Genomic DNA, 14,799 nt, shown 5'->3' on the forward strand with positions numbered 1-14,799 from the left:
TGCTGGGATTGTCCGTCGACGGGCTCTACAGCCACATCGCCTGGTTGCGGACCATCAAGGACAAGATCGCCTTCCGCGGCATCCACGACACCGAGATCATGTTCCCGCTCATCGAGGACGTCACGATGCAGATCGCGCAGAAGTACGGGATGATCATGCCGGGCGAGGATTCGACCAAGGCGGTGCGCGCGGTCTTCGTCATCGACCCCAAGGGCGTGATCCGAGCGATCATCTACTATCCGCTGAGCCTGGGCCGCAACTTCGACGAGCTGCTGCGCGTCGTCAAGGCCTTGCAAACCGCCGATCACTTCGACGTCGCGACGCCGGCGGACTGGCGCCCCGGCGACCCGGTGATCGTGCCTACCGCGGGCTCGTGCGGCAGCGCCAAAGAGCGAATGCAAGACCGCGCCGACGGTGTCGAGTGCCAAGACTGGTTCTTCTGCACCAAACAGATCTCCGCCGACGAGGTCGAGTCCGCCATCCGGCAACCCGCAGGCGACGCGGCGACCCTGACGCCGACGCCGGCGACCGCTTGATCCACGCCGTAATGGGAGACGTTCGTGCGGTTCACCGCCCGCACGCGACACCGGTTCCGGCTGCCGCGTGCGGTGACTACAAGGCCGCAGAAGCGGTGCGAGCGAGAGCAGCCGGCCTACACTCGACCACACCATGGTGGCCGTAACCGCTCCGTTGTGGGTAGAGTTTTGATCGGCACAGCGTTCGGCGTGCCCGCCGCACTGTGGGGGATCGGCAACCCCGAGACCGTCATCCGGCTGGCCAGGCTCGTCGACCGGCTGCTGATCGGATGTTTCGCGTTCGTCACGGCGGTCGGCGCGGTCTTCCTCTACGGACTGTATGCGCTGGGGCTGTCGATGCACTTCTCGCCCAAGCCGCTGTACCTGGTCGGGGTGACGCTGGGTGGACTGCTGTTCGGGGTGGGTGTGGCCATCAGTGGCTACTTCCCCGGGAGCGAATGGATCGCCCTGGGCGAGGGCCGCCGCGACGTCCTCTACGCGATTCCCGGCGGTCTGCTCGGAGCGGCGGTGTGGACCGTTGTCTACCAGACGCCGGCCGGGCGCTGGCTTGTCACCGCGGCGAACTACGGGGATCTGGTGCTCACCGGCAACATCGCGGACATCCGGCCTTTGCCGACGTTCGTCGCCGCCGTCGACTACGCGGCGGTGGCGCTTACCCTGCTGTACTTCCTGCCCCGCTACAAAGGCGGCAGACACAGTTGTTTGCGGCACCTGGCGACGTGCCCCGTCGACGAGCACGACCAGGCGTTCATGCGCGACACCGCGGAGTATCTGCGCGAGGGCGCGGTCGACCCGACCTGCTCACACCGGCCCAGCTGGTATCAGCAACTAACCTCCCGCGAGGTGCCGGCCGTGAGCTTCTACGCTCGCACCATCGCGTCGGTCGGGTTCGCGGTGGCCCTGCTGGTGGTGCTGGCGATTTTCCTGCACCAGATCTTCGGTCAGTCGACGACGTACTCGTGGCTGGTCGGGCAGGTGTTCCTGGCGCATTTTGCCTACAGTGCAAAGGTTTTCACCACCATCGGCTGGGAGCCATACACCGACGTCGGGGTGCTGTTCGGCGGGCTGATCTCCGCGCTGTTCATCAGCCGTCATTTCACGGCCTTTCGTCCGGTGGTGCCGCCGTCGTGGCGCAACCAGTTCGGGCACAGCTCGACCAAACGCGCGGTGGGCTGCTTCGGGGGGTCGTTTCTCGTGCTCTTCGGCGCCCGGATGGCTGACGGCTGCACCAGCGGCCACATCCTCAGCGGCGGAATCCAATTGTCGCTCAGCGCCTGGCTGTTCACCGTGGCGACGGTGACTGCGCTGTTCGTGACGGCGCGGCTGCTGTATCGGGACGCCAGCTGGCTCACCAGGCCGGACGGGTCGGCCGGCCCGGCGTCGGAACGACCGCCGACTGCCCGGACAGGCCACCGCGGTGGCGGGTCGGCGGCGCGCGGTGCGGCCCTGGCGGGGATCGTGCTGGGATGCTTTGTTCTCATGGTCGCAGCGGGGGCGGTGCTGACACACGCTGCCACCCGCGGGTCTCCGACACTCGTCGACGTGGGCGTTCCCGCGGCAATCCCGCTGCTGCTGCTGATCGGGATCACCTTGTCAGTGCGCGGCCGCCCCGCCCGGAAGCTACGGACTCCGGCGTTCAGCGCTGGCAGGACGGGCACCAGTAGGTAACCCGGTCACCGCTGCCGTCGCAGGCAACAGCGGTGCCGCAGCGACGGCACGCCAGCCCGCCACGCCCGTACACCCAGAGTTGCCGGCCCGGCCGGGTGTCTCCGGTGGTGCAGCGGTTCCAGCGTAATCGGTTGATCCACAGCATCTCTCGTGCCCGCGCTACCAGGCGGTCCGGGTCGGCGATCGAGCCGACGGGCGCGGCGGGCAGACGTCCGGCGATAAAGCACAGTTCGTTGGCGTACACGTTGCCGATCCCGGCCATCACCTTCTGGTCCAGCAGTGCCTCGGCCAGGGGCCGGTCCGGGTCGGCGGTCAGGTTGACGGCGGCGACGTGCGGGTCCCAATCGGCGCCCAGCAGATCGGGCCCCAGATGCGCGACGGCCTCGGTGTCGCGGTCGCGGTCGAGGATCTCCAACACGCCCAGATCGATCCCGGCGGCGCGAATCTCGCCGGCTTCCAGAATGATTCGCACCCGGTGATCCGCCCGCCGGGTGCCCACCCGCCAGCTGCCGTCCATCTTCAGATGGGAATGGATGCTCGCCGGGCCGGCCCGGATGAACAGGTGCTTGCCCCGGCTGAGCACCTCCTCGACGGCGTGCCCGGTGAGGTCGACGGTGGCGAAGCGCGGCACCCGGATGTCGCAGCGGGTCAGCGTGCGTCCGGCCAACGCCTGCCGCAGTGTGGCGGCGGTGCGAAAAACGGTGTCGCCTTCGGGCATTACCGCAGCCGCAGCCCGCGCGGTGTCCGGGTGAAGCCGGCGTCGCGCAACGCGTCCAGGACCGGGGACTGGCCGATCTCCAACACGCCGGCGCCGTCGACGCGTTCGACCACGATCGTCGCCACCTGCCCGCCGGACACCAGATCGGCCAGCGCGGCCGCGGCCGCGCGCAGGGCCGCCGGATCGTCGGTGAAGGTCAGCAGCGAGCGCCCGCCGCGTTCCACGAACCAGGCCAGCGCCCCGTCGACCAGCACCACCAGCGCACCGGCCTTGCGGCCGGGCCGATGAGCCGGCCCGTCACCGAGCGTGGGCCAGGGCAGCGCCGCGCCGTAGGGGTTGGCGGGATCGGCGGCGGCCAGCACCACGGCGTGATAGTCCGGGCGCTCCGGGTCGACACCGTCGAGGTAGCCGCGCAGCCGGTCGACGCTGGCCGTGGCCGCGAACTGGGCGCCCCCCAACGACTCGACGAAGTAGCCGCGCTGGCAGCGGCCGGCGTCCTCCAGGGCGGTCAGCACCTTGTAGACGGCGGCGAACCCACCCGGTACGCCCTCCGCGGCCACCGCGCCTCTGGTCACCACGCCGTGGCGGTTCAGCAGCAGCTCGGCGTAACAGTGTGCGCGCAGGGTGCCCTCGGGTTCGGGGCCGGGCAGCGCCGACCACCGGCCGGCCACCGTCGGGTCGGGGGCTCTGGTTGCCGCGTGCGCGACGCTGTAGCGACTCAGCCTCGGGGGCCGGCGCCGGCGCTGCCGGTGTGCCGGCGCCGCGCGGCCGCCGTGCAGCATCGCGCGCACCGGCGCGAACGTGTCGCCGGTCACCCGGCCGGCCCACACCAGGTCCCACAGCGCGACCTTCAGCTCACGCTCACCGAGACCGGCGCCGGCGAGCTGGCGGAAGAAGAACGCCCCGCCGCCGGCAAGCGCGCCCAGCACCGCCCGGTGGGCGTCGCCGAACTCGATCTGGGCACCGGCGGACAGCGTCAGCGGCGCCGTCTCAGCGACGTGTAACGCGATCCAGCCGTCGCTGCCCGAGATCGACCCGGCACCCGACCAGATGACCTCCCCGGCGGCCAGCAGCTCGTCGAGCATCGCGGGGGAGTAGTCGACCACTCGTGGCGCGAGCACCAGCGGCTCGAGCGCCGACGCGGGCATCGCGACACCGGCGAGCTGCTCGATGACGGCGATCAGCCCGTCCGGGCCGGTGTTGGCGGTGGAGCCGACCTGCTGCCAGGCCGGCAGGAACCGCGCGTAGGCGGCGGCGCTGACCGGTTCGATCTGCGCCCGCAGCGCAGCCAGGGAGCGGCGACGCAGAATCCGCAGCACCGCGGCGTCGCACCACTGGTCGGCGGCGCTGAACTCGCCGCGCACCAGCCGGTGGTCGACGACCAGCCGGCCCAACACGTCGGCGGCCACCCGCTGTCCCAGGCCGAACCGGGCCGCCGCGTCGGCGGTGGTGAACGGCCCGTGGGTGCGGGCGTAGCGGCCGAGCAGCTCACCCAGCGGGTCGGCGACGGCGCCGGTGAAGCTGGCCGGCACCCCGACCGGGACGGCCACCCCGACGCCGTCGCGCAGCCGGCCGACGTCCTCGACCGCCACCCACCAGCTGCGCCCGGCGAACGACACCACGAGCGCGCGTCGGGCCGCCAGCAACCCCTCCAGCCAGCCGCTGACGTCGGTGGCCGCCGACCGGGCGGCCACCTCCTCGGTGGTGAGCGGCCCCAGCAGCCGCAGCAAGTCGGCGACCGCCTCCGCGTCGCGGGCCCGCCGCTCGGGCGTCAGGTGCTGCAGCTGCGCGGCGGTGGCGGCGACGACGTCGGGGTCGAGCAGCTCCCGCAGCTCGACCCGGCCCAGCAGCTCGGCGAGCAGGGTGGCGTCCAGCGACAGCGCCGCGGCGCGGCGCTCGGCCAGCGGGCTGTCGCCCTCGTACATGAACGCCCCGACGTAGCCGAACAGCAGCGACGCCGCGAACGGCGACGGCACCGCCGTCTGCACCTCCACCAGCCGCACCCGGCGCTGGGCGATCCGCGCCATGAGGTCGGCCAGCGCCGGCACGTCGTAGACGTCCTGCAGGCATTCGCGGACCGTCTCCAGCACGACCGGGAAGTCGGGGTAGCGGCGGGCCACGTCGAGCAGCTGGGCGGCGCGCTGGCGCTGCTGCCACAGCGGGGTGCGGCGGCCGGGGTTGCGGCGCGGCAGCAGCAGCGCGCGGGCCGCGCATTCCCGGAACCGTGACGCGAACAGCGCCGAGCCGCCGATCTCGGCGGTGACGATCGGGTCGACCTCGTCGGCGTCGAACACGAACAGCTCGGCGCCCGGCGGCGCGTCGCCGGCCCCTGAATCCGACAGAGCGTCGGGCAGCCGCACCACGATGCCGTCGTCGAAAGCGGTGGGTTTCTCGTCGATGCCGTAGCGCTGCCGTACCCGCCGGCCCACCGCCAGCGCCAGCGGGCCGTGCACCCGCAGCCCATAGGGCGAGTGCAGCACCACCCGCCAGTCGCCGAGCTCGTCGCGGAACCGCTCCACCAGCAGCGTGCAGTCGGTGGGCAGCACCCCGGTCGCGGCGCGTTGGTCCTCGACCAGACGCCACAGGTTCTGCGTCGCGTAGTCGTCGAAACCCGAATCCGCGCAACGCGTGTCGAAGCTGCCGCGGTCCAGCCCGGCCAGTATGCCGGTGAACGCCCCGACCGCGGCGCCCAGCTCGGCGGGACGCCCGTCGCTGTCGCCGTGCCAGAACGGCAGCCGGGCGGGCTGGCCCGGCGCCGGCACCACCAGCACCCGGTCGTGGGTGATCTCGGTGATCCGCCAGCTGGTCGCGCCCAACGCGATGACGTCGCCGGGCCGCGACTCGTAGACCATCTCCTCGTCGAGTTCGCCTACCCGGGAGGGCTTTTCGCCTACCAGCCAGACGCTGAACAAGCCGCGGTCGGGGATCGCGCCGCCGGAGGTGACCGCCAGCCGCTGCGCGCCGGGCCGCGCCGTCAGGGTGCCGGCGTCGCGGTCGTAGACCAGCCGAGGCCGCAGCTCGGCGAACTCCGTCGACGGGTACTTGCCGGACAGCAGGTCCAGCACCGCCTCGAATGCGCTGCGCGGCAGCGTCGCGAACGGCGCCGCCCGCCGCACGGTGTGAAACCATTCCTCGGCGTCCAGCGGATCCAGCGCGGCGGCGGCGACGGTGTGCTGCGCCAATACATCGAGTGGGTTGGCGGGCACCCGCAGCGTCTCGATGCGGCCGGCGAGCATCCGCTGCACGGTGACCGCGCAGCCGATCAGCTCGGTGCGGTGCCTGGGTATCAGCACGCCCCGGGAGACCTCGCCGACGTGATGCCCGGCCCGCCCGATGCGCTGCACCCCGCTGGCCACCGACGGCGGCGCCGCCACCTGGATCACCATGTCGACGGCGCCCATGTCGATGCCCAGCTCGAGGCTGGAGGTGGCCACCACCGCTTTGAGCCGCCCGGCCTTGAGGTCGTCTTCGACCGCGGCGCGCTGCTCCCTGCTGACCGACCCGTGATGCGCCCTGGCCAGCACCGGCCCCGCCAGGTCGGGGTCGACCCGCTCGGCGTGAATCTCGTTGAGCCGCGCGGTGAGCCGTTCGGCCAGCCGTCGCGAATTGGCGAACACGATCGTCGAGCGGTGCGTCTCGATCAGGTCGGCGATGCGCTTCTCGACGTCGGGCCAGATGGTCTGGTCGGCCGGATTCGTCATGTCGGGCACCGGCACCTGCACCGACAGCTCGAACGTCTTGTCCGAAGCCGGCGCCACCACCCGGGCCGGGGACGGCCCGCACAGGAACCGCGCCACCTCCTCGGGCGGGCGCACGGTCGCCGACAGCCCGATCCGCTGCGCGGGCCGCGCCAGCAGGTCGTCGAGTCGCTCCAGTGACAGCGCCAGGTGCGCGCCGCGCTTGGTGGCGGCGACGGCGTGCACCTCGTCGACGATGACGGTCTGCACCTGTGTCAGGGCATCGCGCGCGGCGGAGGTCAGCATCAAAAACAGCGACTCGGGGGTGGTGATCAGCACGTCCGGCGGCGCGGCGACGAGCTGGCGCCGACGCGCCGCCGGGGTGTCGCCGGAGCGCACGCCCACGGTGATGTCCGGCGCGGGCAGACCGCGCTGCTCGGCGACGCGGCGTATCCCGGCCAGCGGCGCGCGCAGATTGCGTTCGACGTCGACGGCCAGCGCCTTGAGCGGGGACACGTACAGAACCCGGGTGCCGGCGTGCGGAGCGCCCGCCGAGCCGGCCAGCCGGTCGATGGCCCACAGGAACGCGGCCAGCGTCTTGCCCGACCCGGTCGGTGCCACGACCAGCGTGTGCGCGCCGTCGGCGATCGCCGACCAGGCCCCGGCCTGGGCCGGGGTCGGCGCGGCGAACGTGCCGGTGAACCAGTCCCGGGTGAGCGCACCGAACCGGGCCAGCGGATCGCGACGCGCGGTGCTCACAGTGCCATCATGCCGACCGCGCCATCATGCCGACCGCCGGGCAGCGGCAGACGGCCCGGCCTGTGACACCCGCGGCCTCAGCCGAACTGCACACCCTGGGCCAGCGGCAGCGCATCGGAGTAGTTGACGGTATTGGTGGCCCGGCGCATGTACGACTTCCACGCATCCGAGCCGGACTCGCGGCCGCCGCCGGTCTGTTTCTCGCCGCCGAACGCGCCGCCGATCTCCGCGCCCGAGGTAGCGGCGTTGACATTGGTGATGCCGCAGTCGGAGCGGTCGATGAAACGCTCGGCCTCCCGGATGTCGGTGGTGAAGATTGCCGATGAAAGCCCCTGCGGTACAGCGTTGTTGAGCTCGATCGCATGGTCGAGGTCGTCGTAGGTCAGCACGTAGAGGATCGGCGCGAACGTCTCGGTCGCCACGATGGGTGTTTGCGACGGCATCGGCACCAGCGCCGGCGTCACGTAGTAGGCGCCGGGACGCCCCAGCGTGCGGCGCTCACCGCCGATCACGGTGCCGCCGTCGGCGCTCGCCTGCTCCAGCGCGCCCACCATGGTTCGGTAGGCGGCCTCGTGGATCAGCGGTCCGACCAGTGTTCCGGCTGCCCAGGGGTCGCCGACGGGCAGCGTCCGGTAGGCGGCGGCGACACGGGCCACCACCTCGTCGGTCACCGACCGGTGCACGATCAGCCGGCGCAGCGTGGTGCAGCGCTGCCCCGCGGTGCCGGCGGCGGCGAAGACGACGGCACGCACCGCCAGATCCAGGTCCGCCGACGCGGTGACGACGGCGGCGTTGTTGCCGCCGAGCTCCAGCAGCGCCCGCCCGAACCGCTGCGCCACCCGCGGGCCGACCTCTCGGCCCATGCGCACCGAGCCGGTCGCCGAGACCAGCGCCACCCGCGCGTCGTCGGCCAGCGCCGCGCCCGCCGCGCGGTCGCCCAGCGCCAGCCCGCACACGGCCTGCGGCGCACCGACGTCACCGGCCGCCCGTTGCGTCAGCGCCTGGCAGGCCAGCGCCGTCAACGGTGTCAGCTCCGAGGGCTTCCACACCACGGTGTCGCCGCACACCAGTGCCACCGCGGTGTTCCACGCCCACACCGCGACCGGGAAGTTGAACGCGCTGATCACCCCCACCACGCCGAGCGGATGCCAGGTTTCCAGCAGCCGGTGCCCCGGCCGCTCGGAGGCGATGGTGCGGCCGTAGAGCTGCCGCGACAGGCCGACGGCGAATTGGCAGACGTCGATCATCTCCTGCACTTCGCCGGCGGCCTCGGAGCCGATCTTGCCGGTCTCCACGGTGACCAGGGCGGCCAGTTGGTCCCGGTGCTCGGCGAGCAGCTGGCCCAGCCGGGCCAGCAGCGCGCCGCGGGCCGGTGCGGGCGTGTACCGCCACGTCGAAAACGCTTCTGCGGCAGCGGCGACCGCTGCATCGACGTCGTCGGTCTGCGCGACGCTGAACAGCACGTCGCCGGTGACCGGTGTGCTCGCGGGCAGGCCGGGCCCGCCGGGCTCGCCGAGCACGGCAGCAGCTGTCGCGGACGCGCCGATCGCGTCGAACGCGCCGTGCACCCGGGCGCGCACCTCGTCGGCGGTGGGCAGGGTCATGCGGATTCCTCCTGTGCCAGGGCTTCGTAGAGTGTGTCGGGGTCGTGGATGGCACGGCCGATCGCCCCGGCCATCCAGTCTGCGTCGTAACCGGACTCGTCGCCGGCCTGCCCCACCTGCGCGTCGCGGTCGAGGTTGGAGCGGAAGATCCCGGCCGCCGAGGCGGGCAGAAAGTCCTCGTAGACAATGGGTTTAAACGGATCACCGCCGCGGTAGTAGGCCAGGCCGGTCGCCGCCATCTCGGCGTCGGTCGCCGGGAAGAACCGGTCCCACGCCGCGGCCGGGTCGGCGGCGGCCATCGCGGCGTCGTAGCGTCGCCGGCCGGCCGGTGTCAGCGCCACGCCGCGCGCCTCGACCTCGCCGAAGCGCACCCGCAGCGTCGCGGCGGCGATCGTCGCGTCGGCCAGCCGGAACCGGCGTGGTTCGGCGAGAGCGCGAAACGACGTCTGCCGCAACAACACGGCGGGGCCGTCGAGGCGCGGCGGCCCCTGGATCGTGTCGATCATGGCGATGCCGCGCGCGGTCATCCGGCGGTATAGCTCGTCGATGTCGAGCACCCGCGGGGTGAGGTGGTTGATGTGGGTGGAGGCGATCCCGGCGATGTCGGCGGCCACCGCCGAGACCCGGGACAGTTCGTCGTACCAGGATTTGTCGACCGGTTCGGTCGACAAAGCGAACGCCGCAACCGCTCGCGCCACGAACTCGTCGGCGTCGTCGGCGTCGCAGCCGCGGTCGGCGGCGATCACCCGGGCGTGGGCGATCAACGCGGGGTCGAACAGCCGACGGCGCGCCACGAACCGCTCGATCCGACCCCGCAGGCCGGCGTCGAAGAACCGGGCGTCGTTGGTGGCCAGCACCGAGGTGAACACCCGAAACGGGTTGCGCGCCAGTTCGCCGGCGTCGACCGGTCGAAACGCGGTGGACACCACCGGAATCGGGGAGGCGGCGTCGCGCAGGTCGTAGTAGCCGACCGGGGCCATGCCGAAAGCGGCGAACAGGTCGGCGACATCGGCCAGTTCGGCGGGGCTGCCGACCCGGATCGCGCCGTGCCGCTCGGCGGTGACCCGTTGCAGCGAGCCCAGGCGTTCGGCGCCGGGATGCCGGTCGGCGTAGTCGCGGTTGACCTGCGTGCTCACACCCACCAGCGTCGAGTAGGCCGGAACCTCGCTGGCGTACATGGCGGACAGTCCGGCGGCGAACCGGGCCCGCAGTTGCCAGATCTGCAGCCTTTTCGCCCGGCTCATCGCGCCGCGCCGTTGCGATAGTCTGCGGCAATGACTCTCGACGACATCGACCGAACCCTGCTGCGGCGGCTCGTCGCCGACGGCCGCGCGACGCTGTCGGAGCTGGCCGCCGCCACCGGCCTGTCGGTCTCTGCGGTGCAGGCGCGGGTGCGCCGGTTGCAGACGCGGGGCGTGGTGACCGGGTTCGCGGCGCGGGTCAACCAAGACGCGCTCGGCACCGGGCTTTCGGCGTTCGTGGCCATCACCCCTCTCGATCCTTCCCAGCCCGATGATGCGCCGGCCCGGCTGGAACACATCGAGGCGATTGAGTCGTGCCACTCGGTGGCCGGCGAGGATAGCTACATCCTGCAGGTGCGCGTCGAGTCCGCCCGGGCGCTGGAAGACCTGCTGCTGCAGATCCGGACGACGGCGAATGTGCAGACACGTAGCACCATCGTTTTACGGACATTTTACAGTCTGCGGCAGTCAATACCGTAATGCCACCACGCAATTGATGAAATACAGTAAGAATATCTGCTAACCTCGGATTATGACCAGCGTCTGGGCGCCCAACGCACCGCAGCTCGAACCCGGCCGGGTGCGCGAGGCGCTGACGCGCAGCATCCTGGTCGACGGCCTGGATCTGGTGCTCGACCTGGAACGCTCGGCCGGTTCGTATCTGGTCGACGCCCGCGACGGGCGGCGCTATCTGGACATGTTCACCTTCGTCGCCTCCTCGGCGCTGGGAATGAACCACCCTGCGCTGGCCTACGACGAGGAATTCCGCGCCGAACTCGCGGCGGCCGCGGTGAACAAACCCAGCAACTCCGATGTGTATTCGGTGCCGATGGCCCGCTTCGTCGAGACCTTCGTGCGCGTGCTGGGCGACTCGGCGCTGCCGCATCTGTTCTTCGTCGAGGGCGGCGCGCTGGCCGTCGAGAACGCGCTCAAGGTCGCCTTCGACTGGAAGAGCCGGCACAACGAGTCCCGCGGTATCGATCCCGCGCTGGGCACCCGGGTGTTGCATCTGCGCGGGGCGTTCCATGGGCGCAGCGGCTACACACTATCGCTGACCAACACCAATCCACTTGCCGTGGAACGGTTTCCGCTGTTCGACTGGCCGCGGATCGACGCGCCGGTGCTGCGCGCCGGTGTCGACGCCGGCGCGGCCGAAGCCGAGTCGCTGCGCCAGGCCCGTGCGGCATTCGACGCTCACCCGCACGACGTCGCCTGCTTCATCGCCGAGCCCATCCAGGGCGAGGGGGGTGACCGCCACTTCCGGCCCGAGTTCTTCGTCGCGATGCGGGAGCTGTGCGACGAGCACGACGCGCTGCTGATCTTCGACGAGGTGCAGACCGGCTGCGGTCTGACCGGAACCGCCTGGGCCTATCAGCAATTCGGCGTCACGCCCGACGTGGTGGCGTTCGGCAAGAAGACCCAGGTGTGCGGGGTGATGGCCGGACGCCGCGTCGACGAGGTCGCCGACAACGTGTTCGCCGTGCCGTCGCGGCTCAACTCGACGTGGGGCGGCAACCTCACCGACATGGTTCGCGCCCGGCGCATCCTGGAGGTCATCGAGTCCGACGCGCTGTTCGCCAACGCGGCCGCGCAGGGCCGCTACCTGACGGACCGGCTCGCTGAACTCGCCGCGGATTGCCCGGCGGTGCGTGACGTGCGGGGACGCGGCCTGATGTGCGCGTTCAGCCTGCCGAGCACGGCCGACCGCGACCGGCTGATCGGCCGGTTGTGGCAGCGCCGCCTGATCGTGTTGCCCAGCGGCGTCGACAGCGTGCGTTTCCGCCCGGCACTGACCGTCACGCGCGCCGAGATCGACGAGGCGATCACCGCTGTGCGGGACGTGCTCGACGAACCGGGGTAAGCCGCGACCATGCCCGAGCCACGTCAGCCCGGCGACCGCCTGGGACAGGACGACAGCGAGGTGCGCGCCGCTGATCCTGCTGGCCGCGGGGGTCTGGGCTTTCGTTCGCACCTACCAGGTCTGGCGGGGCAACGGCACCTGGTGGGAGTGGCAGGGCGCGGGATGGTTCCTGCTGACGTTGATGACGGTGACGCTCACCCTCGGTCTGCCGGCGATCGCCGGCCCGGTGTGGGGCGGTTGACGAGCTGCGCGTCGATGTGGGCCACCCGGCGAAGCTCCACAACGAACCACAGCGCGCCGGCGACCGTTGCGAGCACCGCGATGAGCACGGTCGTCTCGAGCCACTCGTAATGGTGGTAGGCGGCCGCGGCGGCGGTGCTGATCATTCCGGCCAGCGCGACGACGAACAGGATGAACCCCGGCCACAAGAAGTTGTCTTTCATCGTGATACCGGCGTGCGGCTGAGTTGTGCGATGGCGATCCGTCGGGTCGTGATGTGTGTCGCCCATTGTCTGCCTTCGCCTCCCTTTCCTCTGCGGCCGGAATATCGCGATGCTAGCGAATTGCCGCGCCCGGCGTGAGGCAAAGCGCAGCCGATCTCCGTGCGGTCAGCTCGGGCCCAATTCACCCCGGGCGAGGACGTCGGGCAGCGAAATCGCACCCAGCGTCGTCACCAGCCACACCACGACGGTGGCGGCCACCCAGGACGTGCCGCCGCGGATGCACAGCCCGTGCGTCCAGGCCGCGGTGAGGGTGAGCGAGACGATGGTCAACACCAGGCCCGCGCCCCCGCGCAGCAGCGACACCCATCCGTGCGGCAGCCTCAGGATCACCGTCGACAGCAGCACCTGCGGCACCGAAAACAGCAGGACGCCGGTGATGAACGCCGACCTCGACACCGTCATATGGGGAACGACCTGTGCCGCCACCAGCAGTCCGATCGCCCAGGACACCATCAGCACGGAGTCGCGCAGCAGAATTCGTCTCACAGCAAACGAGCGTACGGTGCCGGACCCGTTCGGGACGTGAATAACTCGACAATCAGCGGGGAACAGGTGGGTTACTGTCGTTGTCGGATCACGGGAGGCCGCATGAACGTCGCCGACGAGGCAGGTACAAGCCGGCGCAGAGGTGACCGCGCCGTCGAGCTGCGGATTGCCGCGCGGCTGGAGAACCTGGCGGTGCTGCGCACCCTGGTCGGCGCGGTCGGGACCTTCGAGGACCTCGATGTCGACGCCGTCGCCGATCTGCGGCTGGCGGTCGACGAGGTGTGCACCCGGTTGATCCGGTCGGCCGCGCCGGGCGCGACGCTGGTGGTGGTCGTCGATCCGGGCGACGACGCGCTGGTGGTCGAGGCGTCAGCGGCCTGCACGACCGCCGACGTGATGACGCCCGGCAGCTTCAGCTGGCACGTGCTGACGTCGCTGGCCGACGACGTCCGAACCTTCCACGAGGGCGGGCGACCGGATGAGCCCATTTTCGGGATCACGTTGGCGACCCGACGAGCGGGCCTCGCCAGGTGACACCGCGAGCCGCCGGCGGTTCGGGGTCAGGGACCGGCGAATACGCCGACGTCCTGGACATGTTCCGCGAGTTGGCCGGGATCGCGGCGGACTCGCCGGACTTCCACCGCCACCGCGACAAGATCGTGGAACGGTGCCTGCCGCTGGCCGACCACATCGCCCGGCGGTTCGAGAATCGCGGCGAGGCGCGCGACGACCTGGTCCAGGTGGCGCGCGTCGGACTGGTCAACGCGGTGGCGCGGTTCGACGTCGACGCCGGGTCGGACTTCGTCTCTTTCGCGGTGCCCACCATCATGGGGGAGGTCCGCCGCCATTTCCGCGACAACAGCTGGTCGGTGAAGGTTCCGCGGCGGCTCAAGGAGCTGCATCTGCAGCTGGGCGCTGCCACGGCCGACCTCTCCCAACGGCTGGGGCGGGCGCCGACCGCCTCAGAACTGGCCGCCGAACTCGGCATGGACCGCGACGAGGTGGTCGAGGGGCTGGTCGCGGGTAGTTCCTACAACACGCTGTCTATCGACGGCGGCGGCAGCGCCGACGACGAGACGCGCGCCATCGCCGACACGCTCGGCGACATCGACGCCGGGCTGGAGCGCATCGAGGATCGGGAGGCGCTGCGTCCGCTGCTGGCCGCGTTGCCCGAGCGGGAGCGAATGGTGTTGGTGCTGAGGTTCTTCGAGTCGATGACCCAGACGCAGATCGCCGAGCGGGTGGGCATCTCGCAGATGCACGTGTCGCGCCTGCTGGCGAAGTCGCTAGCCTACCTGCGGGACCAACTCGGATAGGCGTTGCGGACGCCGGTCGTCGGTCAGCGCGGCGGTCACCGTCGGCGCCGTCGGCAGCATCTCGTCGGGGTCGCAGATGCTCAGCAGCCGGCGCACCGCGGCGCTGGGCACCACGGCCCAGCGCACACCGGCCTCGGCGCATCGGACGTTGATTCCGTGCAGCACCGAAAAGCCCTCGGTGCCAAAGAATTCCACGCCGCGAAGGTCGACGATGAGGCACCCGCAACCGGCGGCGCAGCGCTGGACGTGATCAGCGAAGCGACCGGCGTTGGCGGCGTCGATGTCGCCGTCGACGGCGACGACAGCCGCCGGCGGTCCCGAACGGGTGGTGAAACGGGCGCCGTGGTTTTCCGGCGGCGGCGCCTCCACCGCGGCATCGGGTCCGCCGAACGAGCCGGCGGAGTGAGCTTCTTGGACGTGAGCTTCTTGG

General features: G+C 71.2%; 13 protein-coding genes and 1 pseudogene. 7 read left to right on the forward strand and 7 right to left on the reverse strand.

Going from position 1 to position 14,799, the window contains the following annotated elements; genetic code table 11:
* Together ABDW21_RS10100 and ABDW21_RS10105 are read left to right on the forward strand one after the other, a co-directional pair.
* Positions 1 to 536, forward strand: a 536-nt coding sequence (locus tag ABDW21_RS10100) for a redoxin domain-containing protein (protein ID WP_343710401.1), incomplete at its 5' end; no start/stop codon positions are given.
* Between the two features lie 156 nt (positions 537 to 692).
* The gene (locus tag ABDW21_RS10105) at positions 693 to 2,204 is read left to right on the forward strand and encodes a YeeE/YedE thiosulfate transporter family protein (RefSeq protein WP_343710402.1); all 1,512 of its coding nucleotides are present in this window, start codon (positions 693 to 695) and stop codon (positions 2,202 to 2,204) included.
* Here the strand turns inward: ABDW21_RS10105 and nei2 are convergent.
* The 4 genes from nei2 to ABDW21_RS10125 all read right to left on the reverse strand — a co-directional run bounded on the left by nei2 (position 2,173) and on the right by ABDW21_RS10125 (position 10,206).
* Complete coding sequence (gene nei2, locus ABDW21_RS10110) at positions 2,173 to 2,922, reverse strand: endonuclease VIII Nei2 (RefSeq protein WP_343599828.1); 750 nt, start codon at positions 2,920 to 2,922, stop codon at positions 2,173 to 2,175. The genes ABDW21_RS10105 and nei2 overlap by 32 nt on opposite strands.
* On the reverse strand, positions 2,922 to 7,358 hold the full coding sequence (locus ABDW21_RS10115) for a DEAD/DEAH box helicase (RefSeq protein ID WP_343710403.1): 4,437 nt from the start codon (positions 7,356 to 7,358) through the stop codon (positions 2,922 to 2,924). Before ABDW21_RS10115 ends, nei2 begins: the two co-directional genes overlap by 1 nt.
* Positions 7,359 to 7,435: 77 nt before the next feature.
* Positions 7,436 to 8,962, reverse strand: coding sequence for an aldehyde dehydrogenase family protein (locus tag ABDW21_RS10120; protein WP_343710404.1), 1,527 nt, complete (start codon positions 8,960 to 8,962; stop codon positions 7,436 to 7,438).
* Positions 8,959 to 10,206 (reverse strand): DUF1338 family protein, encoded by a 1,248-nt coding sequence (locus ABDW21_RS10125; protein ID WP_343710405.1) that lies wholly within the window; start codon positions 10,204 to 10,206, stop codon positions 8,959 to 8,961. Before ABDW21_RS10125 ends, ABDW21_RS10120 begins: the two co-directional genes overlap by 4 nt.
* 30 nt (positions 10,207 to 10,236) lie before the next feature.
* Between ABDW21_RS10125 and ABDW21_RS10130 the strand changes: the two genes are divergently transcribed.
* The 3 genes and pseudogenes from ABDW21_RS10130 to ABDW21_RS10140 all read left to right on the forward strand — a co-directional run.
* Positions 10,237 to 10,683 (forward strand): Lrp/AsnC family transcriptional regulator, encoded by a 447-nt coding sequence (locus ABDW21_RS10130; protein ID WP_343599821.1) that lies wholly within the window; start codon positions 10,237 to 10,239, stop codon positions 10,681 to 10,683.
* 52 nt (positions 10,684 to 10,735) lie between these two features.
* On the forward strand, positions 10,736 to 12,064 hold the full coding sequence (gene lat, locus ABDW21_RS10135) for an L-lysine 6-transaminase (RefSeq protein ID WP_343710406.1): 1,329 nt from the start codon (positions 10,736 to 10,738) through the stop codon (positions 12,062 to 12,064).
* A gap of 67 nt (positions 12,065 to 12,131) precedes the next feature.
* Positions 12,132 to 12,305 (forward strand): annotated as a pseudogene (locus ABDW21_RS10140) (hypothetical protein); the annotation flags it as partial.
* Here ABDW21_RS10140 and usfY read toward each other — a convergent pair.
* Together usfY and ABDW21_RS10150 are read right to left on the reverse strand one after the other, a co-directional pair.
* A complete protein-coding gene (gene usfY / locus ABDW21_RS10145) occupies positions 12,259 to 12,573 on the reverse strand; it encodes a protein UsfY (protein ID WP_343599817.1) in 315 nt (104 codons plus the stop codon). The pseudogene ABDW21_RS10140 and the gene usfY sit on opposite strands and share 47 nt — an antisense overlap.
* 99 nt (positions 12,574 to 12,672) lie before the next feature.
* Positions 12,673 to 13,053, reverse strand: a complete 381-nt coding sequence (locus ABDW21_RS10150; protein ID WP_343599815.1) for a hypothetical protein — start codon at positions 13,051 to 13,053, stop codon at positions 12,673 to 12,675.
* A gap of 102 nt (positions 13,054 to 13,155) precedes the next feature.
* Between ABDW21_RS10150 and ABDW21_RS10155 the strand changes: the two genes are divergently transcribed.
* Together ABDW21_RS10155 and ABDW21_RS10160 are read left to right on the forward strand one after the other, a co-directional pair.
* Positions 13,156 to 13,587 carry an ATP-binding protein gene (locus ABDW21_RS10155; protein WP_343710407.1) on the forward strand — a complete coding sequence of 144 codons (432 nt, stop codon included), beginning with the start codon at positions 13,156 to 13,158 and terminating at the stop codon, positions 13,585 to 13,587.
* Positions 13,584 to 14,369: an RNA polymerase sigma factor SigF gene (locus tag ABDW21_RS10160; protein WP_343710408.1), complete on the forward strand. Its 786-nt coding sequence runs from the start codon at positions 13,584 to 13,586 to the stop codon at positions 14,367 to 14,369. The genes ABDW21_RS10155 and ABDW21_RS10160 overlap by 4 nt, the downstream gene beginning before the upstream one ends.
* Here the strand turns inward: ABDW21_RS10160 and ABDW21_RS10165 are convergent.
* Positions 14,340 to 14,738: an STAS domain-containing protein gene (locus ABDW21_RS10165; RefSeq protein ID WP_343710413.1), complete on the reverse strand. Its 399-nt coding sequence runs from the start codon at positions 14,736 to 14,738 to the stop codon at positions 14,340 to 14,342. The two genes, ABDW21_RS10160 and ABDW21_RS10165, sit on opposite strands and share 30 nt — an antisense overlap.
* Positions 14,739 to 14,799: the final 61 nt, after the last annotated feature.

Source organism: Mycobacterium sp. (assembly GCF_039583805.1).
GTDB lineage: Bacteria > Actinomycetota > Actinomycetes > Mycobacteriales > Mycobacteriaceae > Mycobacterium.